This is a genomic window from Rhodococcus yananensis (assembly GCF_020515525.1).
Classification (GTDB): Bacteria; Actinomycetota; Actinomycetes; order Mycobacteriales; family Mycobacteriaceae; genus Rhodococcus; species Rhodococcus yananensis.
The window spans coordinates 47315-54570 of sequence record NZ_JAIYEP010000025.1; the positions used below are offsets into that span (position 1 = coordinate 47315).

The 7256-nt window shown below is 69.6% G+C and carries 9 protein-coding genes; 5 read left to right on the plus strand and 4 right to left on the minus strand.

The features are described from left to right. Nucleotides 1-5 precede the first annotated feature (5 nt). Nucleotides 6-677 (plus strand): MspA family porin, encoded by a 672-nt coding sequence (locus LDQ05_RS08595; RefSeq protein WP_226436482.1) that lies wholly within the window; start codon nt 6-8, stop codon nt 675-677. A 124-nt stretch (nt 678-801) separates the two neighbouring features. Here the strand turns inward: LDQ05_RS08595 and mscL are convergent, their stop codons facing one another. From mscL to LDQ05_RS08615, 4 genes are all read right to left on the minus strand, one after another. Next, nucleotides 802-1236, minus strand: a complete 435-nt coding sequence (gene mscL, locus LDQ05_RS08600) for a large conductance mechanosensitive channel protein MscL (protein WP_226436483.1) — start codon at nt 1234-1236, stop codon at nt 802-804. A 144-nt stretch (nt 1237-1380) separates the two neighbouring features. After that, a complete protein-coding gene (locus tag LDQ05_RS08605) occupies nt 1381-2052 on the minus strand; it encodes an SAF domain-containing protein (RefSeq protein ID WP_287219787.1) in 672 nt (223 codons plus the stop codon). A 208-nt stretch (nt 2053-2260) separates the two neighbouring features. Continuing rightward, nucleotides 2261-2566, minus strand: coding sequence for an FmdB family zinc ribbon protein (locus LDQ05_RS08610; RefSeq protein WP_226436486.1), 306 nt, complete (start codon nt 2564-2566; stop codon nt 2261-2263). 72 nt (nt 2567-2638) lie between these two features. Beyond that, nucleotides 2639-3232, minus strand: coding sequence for a 5-formyltetrahydrofolate cyclo-ligase (locus tag LDQ05_RS08615; RefSeq protein WP_226436487.1), 594 nt, complete (start codon nt 3230-3232; stop codon nt 2639-2641). 59 nt (nt 3233-3291) lie between these two features. Here LDQ05_RS08615 and LDQ05_RS08620 point away from each other — a divergent pair, with 59 nt between their 5' ends. The 4 genes from LDQ05_RS08620 (at nt 3292) to sepX (ending at nt 7190) form a co-directional block, all read left to right on the plus strand. Further along, nucleotides 3292-4203: a UTP--glucose-1-phosphate uridylyltransferase gene (locus LDQ05_RS08620; protein ID WP_226436488.1), complete on the plus strand. Its 912-nt coding sequence runs from the start codon at nt 3292-3294 to the stop codon at nt 4201-4203. A 59-nt stretch (nt 4204-4262) separates the two neighbouring features. Beyond that, the gene (gene glp, locus LDQ05_RS08625) at nt 4263-5540 is read left to right on the plus strand and encodes a molybdotransferase-like divisome protein Glp (RefSeq protein WP_226436489.1); all 1278 of its coding nucleotides are present in this window, start codon (nt 4263-4265) and stop codon (nt 5538-5540) included. After that, nucleotides 5537-6172, plus strand: coding sequence for a GNAT family N-acetyltransferase (locus tag LDQ05_RS08630; protein WP_226436491.1), 636 nt, complete (start codon nt 5537-5539; stop codon nt 6170-6172). Before glp ends, LDQ05_RS08630 begins: the two co-directional genes overlap by 4 nt. 250 nt (nt 6173-6422) lie before the next feature. Next, nucleotides 6423-7190, plus strand: coding sequence for a divisome protein SepX/GlpR (gene sepX / locus LDQ05_RS08635; RefSeq protein WP_226436493.1), 768 nt, complete (start codon nt 6423-6425; stop codon nt 7188-7190). Nucleotides 7191-7256: the final 66 nt, after the last annotated feature.

The window sequence follows — 7256 nt, forward strand, 5'->3', positions numbered from 1 at the left end:
TAATCATGGGAATCAAGTCGCGTGGCTTCAAGGCCGCCCGTAACAGCGTCCTGGCCGGTGCCGCCGTTCTCGGCATGGTCGTCGGCGCCTCGGGTGCCGCTTCGGCCGAGGTCAACGACCAGAACCGCATCGTCTCCGACGGCCTCGAGGTCGTCGTGACCCAGGAGGACACCCACATCCACGGTGTTCCCGCTCTCGGTGGCAGCCCGTTCAACCGCGAGTTCTTCCACAACGGCCGCGGCACCGTCAACCTGATCGGTGAGGACGCCGCCGACGCTGAGGGCACCCTGTTCCAGTTCGGCTACCAGTTCGCGTGGGCCGCCAGCATCGACGGTGCCATCGGCGTCACCTACTCGACCCCGGACCTCACTCTCAGCGCAGGTGCGAGTGTGGGCGTGGATAGCGACGGCCCGAGCGCTGAGCAGAGCGTAGGCGCAGCTGTCACCGACATCCTCCCCCAGGCCTACGCCGAGCTCGAGCTGACCCCGGCTCCGGGCATCGAGGAGCTCGTCGTTGCCGAGAAGGAATTCAACGGTGACTTCAAGACCGTCCAGTTCGCCAACGTCCACGGCACCGCGTCCGGCGTCGTCGGCGCGATCCAGGTCCGCCCGTTCGTGCGCGCCATCACGGAGAACGGCGACAACGTCACCACCTACGGTCAGGCCTGGACCGTCTGATACGGATCCACGCACGGTGACGGCGTAGCACGCCCGACCCGGTCGTAGAACGAACCGGTCCCGCTCGGAACCTCCGAGCGGGACCGGTTTCTTCGTGTCGGGTCTCTTCGTGTGGCGGGAAGACTCAGAGCTGATCGGGAGCGGGCTTGGCGTGCGCGCCACCCTGCCCCGGCTGCCCGGTCTGTGCCTCGAGGATGTCGCGGATCTGGATCAGCAGATCCTCCGCGCTGGCCTCGTCGTCGGTCGGGTCGGTGGCGAAGCGCTTCTTCGCGGCGTTCGCCGGCGCGATCAGCACGAAGTACACCACCGCGGCGATGATGACGAAGTTGATCGCGGCGGTGATCACCGCGCCGATGTTGACGAACGTCGACGGATTGTCGGCGACGAGCTGGAAACCCCAGCCGAGTTCGTTGTCGCCGCCCAGCGCGGCGATCAGCGGGTTGATGACGTATTCGGTGAACGCCGTGACGATCGCGGTGAACGCGGTGCCGACGACGACCGCGACCGCCAGGTCGAGCACGTTTCCTCTGAGCAGGAAGTCCTTGAACCCCTTCAGCATGCTGCTGTTCCTTTCGGCAGGTCCGCGCGATGCGGTGTCGGCTCTCGCCCGCGACCGGGGGAATCCCGTATCGCCTGTCGACGGGGGTGTCCCGCGTCACATGCCGACAGGTGGACGATAAACCGCCCGCCGGTGTCCGTGTGGTCAGTGCACGGTGACGGTGAGCGCACTCACAAGCGATGCGGCGGCCACCGCGGTGGCCTGATCGGCGCCGAGCGCAACGAGAACCACGTGGTCGCGGCCGGTACCCGACGATGCGTCGCGGCGCGCGAGCACCACGACGGCGCCGGTTGCGAGCACGTGGGCGCCGGGTGGTCCCGCGGCGTCGCCGACGGGCTCCGCCGCGACCGTCAGCACGTCCACGACATCGCCTTCCCGCAGCAGCTCGCCGACGCCCGCATCGGCGAGCCGGATGGGGACGAGCCGGGCGTCGTCGAGGCCGACGGCGGCCGACGCGAGCCGCGGGCCGAGCACGCGGGTGTCGACGAGGGCTTCCCCGGTGGGGACGGGCCCGGCGACGGTGTGCCCGACGGCGGCGGCGACATCGGTGAGTGTTCCGGCGACGACGGCGCTGCTCTCGCGCTCGGCGACCGTCACGTCGTCGCGGGTGAGGGTGTGTCCGGGCGACAGGTCGCGCGCGGCGACCACCACGGATGTCCGGGCGGCGCCGGGATCGCCGCGGAACATCAGCAGTACCGCGACGACGACGAGGAGGCCCGCGGCGACGCGGCGCGCGGTGGGCGTGCGGAACCATCCGGGGCGCAGCAGCTCACCGAACCGGTCGAGCGGGCCGGGCTGCAGGGACGCGGGCCGCAGGGGCGGTTGTGCCGGTGCGGGCGGCCGGGGAGGGTGGAACGGCTGACGGCGGAACGGCTGACTGTTCAGTGGCGAAGGGCCGGCGGGCATGTCCCGAACCTAGGCGGTCGGAACGGCCCGTCGGCCCTTCACGCGGGGTCTGCGCCCACCCTGTGGATGAACCGGGGGGTTGTGGACTACTCGTGTGCGAACGGTGGGGGAGCGGTGGTCAGCTCGCGGCGGCGGCCGGGGTGCTCGATGCGGCGGTGCTCGATGAGCTCGATGCGGAAGGGGCCGACTCGGTCTTGGTGCTCGTCGACGAACTCGACGTGCTCGCGGATTCGCTGGCGGTGGAGCCGCTGCGGGAGTCGGTGCGGTAGAAGCCGCTGCCCTTGAACACGATGCCGACCGAGTTGAAGAGCTTGCGCAGCTTGCCCTGGCACTGCGGGCATTCGGTCAGGGAGTCGTCGCTGAACGACTGCACGATGTCGAAGCTGTTGTCGCACGACGTGCAGGCATATGAGTAAGTGGGCACCGGTGAATCCTCCGCGATCGAGTCAGAGTTGGCACTCTACAGACCACAGTGCCAACAAGGGAAGGGAGTGTGTTATTCCGCACGACCCCCGCGGTCTCCCAGACGGACCGGTCCCTGCCCGGGTGTCAACGCCCAACCCATGCGCACGTCGTGCGGGTCCTCGGGCAGTTCGTCGACGAGTTCGTCGTCGCGCACCACCGCCATCAGCGCCGCATCCGGCGAAGCCAGGGGCAGAGTGCGGTCGTAGAACCCGGCGCCGCGGCCCAGCCGCACCCCGCGCCGATCCACCGCCAACGCCGGAACCAGCACGGTCGCGGCGCGCGCCACCGTTTCGGGCGGCAGCACCTCGCCGTCCGGTTCGTGCAGTCCGAAGCCCGCGGCCACCAGCGTTCGGGCGCCCGTGTACCGGGCCCACGACAGCGGTTCCCCGGGCCTGGTGACGGGCACCAGCACCTCCGCGGCCACCTCGGCCAGCGCGTCGAGCAGCGACACCGCGCCCGGTTCGGAACCCACCGGAACGTACGCGCACACCGTCCCACCCCGTGGGGTCACCGTCACCGCGAACGCCGCGAGAGCGGCATCCTGGACGCGACGCACGTCGCCGGGGAGGGTGCGTCTCGCATTCAGGATGCGCGTGCGCCACACTGCCTTGTCGGGTGGGGTCATGGTGTCACCTTATGGTCACCTCTCCGGCTCCCGGACGGCGAAAGTTAGGGTGAGTGCTTATGACGAACAATCCGACCGAGGTCGCGCGCCATTTCAGGACGGCGGTCGTCCCCGCGGCCGGAATGGGAACGCGGTTCCTGCCGGCCACCAAGACGGTGCCCAAGGAACTGCTGCCCGTCGTCGACACCCCCGGTATCGAGCTGGTCGCCGGGGAGGCGGCCGACTCGGGAGCCGAGCGTCTCCTGATCGTCACGTCGCCCGGCAAGGACGGCGTCGTCGCGCACTTCGTCGAAGATCTCGTCCTCGAATCGAAGCTCGAGGCGAAGGGTAAGTACGAGCTGCTGGAGAAGGTCCGCAAGGCCCCCGGCCTGCTCGAGGTGTCGTCCGTCGTGCAGGAGCAGCCCCTCGGGCTCGGTCACGCCGTCGCCTGCGCCGAGGTGGCGCTCGACCCGGACGAGGATGCCGTCGCAGTGCTGTTGCCCGACGATCTGGTGCTGCCCGTCGGGGTGCTCGAGACCATGCAGCGGGTCCGCGCCAAGCGTGGCGGCTCGGTGCTGTGCGCCATCGACGTCCCCAAGGACCAGGTGGGCGCGTACGGCGTGTTCGACGTCGAGATCGTTCCCGACGCCGTCAACCCGGACGTCCTCAAGGTCGTCGGCATGGTCGAGAAGCCGGACATCGAGGACGCACCGTCGACGTTCGCGGCGGCCGGTCGCTACCTGCTCGACCGTGCAGTCTTCGACGCGCTGCGCCGCATCGAACCGGGGTCCGGCGGCGAACTGCAGCTGACCGACGCGATCGCACTGCTCATCGCCGAGGGCCACCCCGTCCACGTCGTCGTGCACCGGGGTACTCGACACGACCTCGGAAATCCCGGTGGCTACCTGCGCGCTGCGGTTGACTCTGCGTTGAACACCGAGGAGTACGGCCCCTCGCTCCGCGAGTGGCTGATCGAGCGCCTGGGGCAGTAGAGACACACCCTCGGTCGCGGTGATGCGACGAACAACGGGTCGGGAGGACGAGAAGCGGTATGCGGTCGGTTGAGGAGCAGCAGGCCAGGGTGACGGCGGCTGCCGTCGCACCCAGGCCCGTCCGAGTGGCGATCTCGGAGGCACAGGGATTGTTGTGCGCCGAGGAAGTGGTCACCGAACGCCCGTTGCCCGGATTCGACCAGGCCGCCATCGACGGCTACGCGGTGCGCAGCGTCGACGTCCAGGGCGCGGACAACCGTCGCGCCGAGACCGACGGCGACGACACGGAGGGCGACGAGGACTCCGGCGATGTGACGCTGCCCGTCGTCGGGGAGGTCCGCGCCGGGTCGCGACAGCCCATCCGTCTCCAGCCGCGGCAGGCCGTGCGCGTCGACACCGGCGCGCCGCTGCCGACACTCGCCGACGCGGTGCTCCCGCTCGAATGCACCGACGGCGGCACCGCCCGCATCAAGGTCCTCGAAGCCGTGCGTTCGGGCGACTACGTGCGTCGCACCGGCGACGACGTGCAACCCGGCGACGTCGCCGTGCGGGCCGGCGCGATCATCGGTGCCGCGCAGGTCGGGTTGCTCGCCGCGGTCGGCCGCGACAAGGTGCTCGTGCACCCGCGACCGCGCCTGTCGGTGATCTCCATCGGGGGCGAACTCGTCGACGTCGATCGCACCCCCGGGCCCGGCCAGGTGTACGACGTGAACTCCTATGCCCTGGCCGCCGCGGCGCGCGACGCCGGCGCCGACGTCAACCGTGTGGGCATCGCCGACACCGAACCGCGACGTCTCCGCGAGGTCGTCGAGGGGCAACTCATCCGCTCCGAGATCGTCGTCATCGCCGGTGCCGTGGGCGGTGGAGCCCTCGACGACGTGCGTGAAGCCCTCACCGACCTGGGGGAGCTCGAGGTCGATCGGGTCGCGATGCACCCCGGGTCCGTGCAGGGTTTCGGTCGGCTCGGTCGCGACGAGGTGCCGACGTTCCTGCTGCCCGCGAACCCGGTGAGTGCGCTCGTGGTGTTCGAGGTCATGGTGCGCCCGCTGATCCGCATCGCGCTCGGTCGCCGCAAGTCGATGCGCCGCGTGGTGTCGGCGCGCACCGTCGCGGCGATCACGTCCGTTCCCGGCCGCAAGGGGTACCTGCGCGGCCGGTTGATGCGCGACGAGACGTCCGGTGACTATCTCGTGCAGGCGCTCGGCGGCACCGGTTCGTCGTCGCACCTGTTGTCGACGCTCGCCGAGGCGAACTGTCTGGTCATCGTCGATCCCGAGGTGTCGGAGGTGCAGACGGGTGACCGGGTCGACGTCGTCTTCCTCGGGCAGCGTGGATGACGCGTCACCCCGGATGGCCCGTGTCGGCGGGGCCGCTGCGCGTCGCCGGGGGCCTGGTGACGGTGCGGTCGGTGAAGCTGCGTGATGCCGCGGCGTGGAGCCGGTTGCGGATCCGCGACCGCGCGCACCTCGAACCGTGGGAACCCACCGGTGAGTCGCCGTGGGATGCGCGCCACCACATCTCCGTGTGGCCCGGCCTGTATCGGAGTCTGCGCGCGGAGGCCCACCGCGGCGCGATGATCCCGATGGCCATCGAACTGGACGGGCGTTTCTGCGGGCAGTTGACCGTCGGCAACATCGTGCGCGGTGCCCTGCGGTCGGCGTGGATCGGGTACTGGGTGGAGAAGGACGTCAACGGTCGCGGCGTCGCGACCGCTGCGGTCGCGCTGGGGCTCGACCACTGTTTCGGCCCGGTCGGGTTGCACCGGGTGGAGGCCACCGTGCGTCCCGAGAACGAGGCGAGCCGCGCGGTGTTGCGCAACGTCGGTTTCCGCGACGAGGGTCTGCTCGAGCGGTACCTCGACGTCGACGGGCGGTTCCGCGACCATCTGCTGGTCGCGATGACGGTCGAAGAGGTGCCCGGGTCGGTGGCCGATCGTCTGGTCCGCAGTGGCCGCGCGACCTGGGCGTGAACACCATCCGCTAGTATCTGTTACCCAAAGTTACCGAAACATTGGGGGATCTGAGTAACAATCCTCAGCCGCCTGCGTATGGATGTGACTAAAGTGAAGAATGTGTCAGATGGTTTCGCGTGACTCGTGTGGCGGTTGTGATCGCCTGAGTCGGCGTTTCTGTAGTGATGAGAGTGTGGATGCCGTTAGCCTTGACAAGGTCAGTGGCGTCGACGACTGGTAGGCGACAACTGGGAGGAGGGCCACCGGGATGCCGAACTCACTCCTGTGGATCGGACTCGTAGCCGTGTGGCTGTTCGTCCTGGTGCCGATGCTGGTCACGAAGCGCCCTCGTATCCGGCAGACGACCGACGCAGCGCTGGCCACCAGGGTTCTGCATCGCGGCGACGACGAGCCGCTCGCTCCGCGCGGGCCGGCGACCGGTCACCGTACCGACCCGCATTGGCGTCCGAGTCGTGAACGCACGCACCGCTACGCGGAGGACCGTATGAGCACACAGATCGACGATCATCCCGAAGCCGACATCGGCATCGAATCCGACGAGTACCCGCCCGAATCCGATGCGCTGCCGCCCCGTCGCCGGGGTCGCGGCGGATTCGACCCGCAGGCGGACGCCGAGGCGAGCGCCGCCCGCTACGAGATCCGGCAGAGATCCGTCCTCGGGCTGCTGATCGCCGCGATCATGACCGCGGCGCTGGCGCTCATCGTGTCGCCGATCATGTGGTGGCTGTGCGGACTGGCCTCGGTCGGCCTCGTCGGCTATCTGTTCTACCTGCGCAGCCAGGTGCGGCTCGAGCAGGAGATCCGCCGCCGCCGACTCGCCCGGATGCACCGGTCGCGGCGTGAGGGCCGCGACGAGTACCGCGACGGCGTGGAGCTGTACCGCCCGGGTGCGATGGTCGTCGACCTCGACGACGAGGACCCCGCGTTCGAGCACCTCGACCGCTACGACGACTACTACTACGCCGACGGGTACGACGAACCCGACGACTACATCCCCCGCGCAGCCGGAGAATGAGACCCCGACAGTGGGATCCGAGGCAGTGTGATCTGCGACGAGGGGCCCGCACCGCACGGTGCGGGC

Excerpts from the sequence above, each read along its gene's own strand:
- LDQ05_RS08595 (WP_226436482.1), top strand. The coding sequence starts at position 6 with ATGGGAATCAAGTCGCGTGGCTTCAAGGCCGCCCGTAACAGCGTCCTG.
- mscL (WP_226436483.1), bottom strand. The coding sequence starts at position 1,236 with ATGCTGAAGGGGTTCAAGGACTTCCTGCTCAGAGGAAACGTGCTCGAC.
- LDQ05_RS08615 (WP_226436487.1), bottom strand. The coding sequence starts at position 3,232 with ATGACCCCACCCGACAAGGCAGTGTGGCGCACGCGCATCCTGAATGCG.
- LDQ05_RS08620 (WP_226436488.1), top strand. The coding sequence starts at position 3,292 with ATGACGAACAATCCGACCGAGGTCGCGCGCCATTTCAGGACGGCGGTC.
- glp (WP_226436489.1), top strand. The coding sequence starts at position 4,263 with ATGCGGTCGGTTGAGGAGCAGCAGGCCAGGGTGACGGCGGCTGCCGTC.
- LDQ05_RS08630 (WP_226436491.1), top strand. The coding sequence starts at position 5,537 with ATGACGCGTCACCCCGGATGGCCCGTGTCGGCGGGGCCGCTGCGCGTC.
- sepX (WP_226436493.1), top strand. The coding sequence starts at position 6,423 with ATGCCGAACTCACTCCTGTGGATCGGACTCGTAGCCGTGTGGCTGTTC.